This is a genomic window from Planococcus maritimus (assembly GCF_001592825.1).
GTDB lineage: Bacteria > Bacillota > Bacilli > Bacillales_A > Planococcaceae > Planococcus > Planococcus maritimus_C.
In genome coordinates, this window is the sequence record NZ_LTZG01000040.1 from 1 (window position 1) to 362 (window position 362).

1 protein-coding gene is annotated in these 362 nt (G+C 50.6%); it reads left to right on the top strand.

The genetic code is table 11. The features are described from left to right. Positions 1–362 (top strand): cation transporting ATPase C-terminal domain-containing protein (locus tag AY633_RS13725; protein ID WP_186008779.1); only part of this gene is annotated, 362 nt, incomplete at both ends.

Genomic DNA, 362 nt, shown 5'->3' on the forward strand with positions numbered 1-362 from the left:
ATGCTGCTCGCCCTTCCTTTACCGCTCGTTCCGATTCAGATTTTGTGGGTCAACTTGGTGACGGACGGATTGCCGGCAATGGCGCTCGGCATGGATCAGCCGGAAGGAGACGTCATGAAGCGCAAGCCCCGTCATCCGAAAGAAGGGGTATTTGCCCGCAAGCTAGGATGGAAGGTCGTTTCCAGAGGATTTTTAATCGGAGTTGCCACTATTTTAGCGTTTATCATTGTGTACCACCGCAATCCGGAAAACTTAGCTTATGCCCAGACGATCGCGTTTGCCACATTGGTGCTCGCTCAGCTTATTCACGTGTTTGACTGCCGCAGCGAAACTTCTGTTTTCTCTAGAAATCCGTTTCAAAA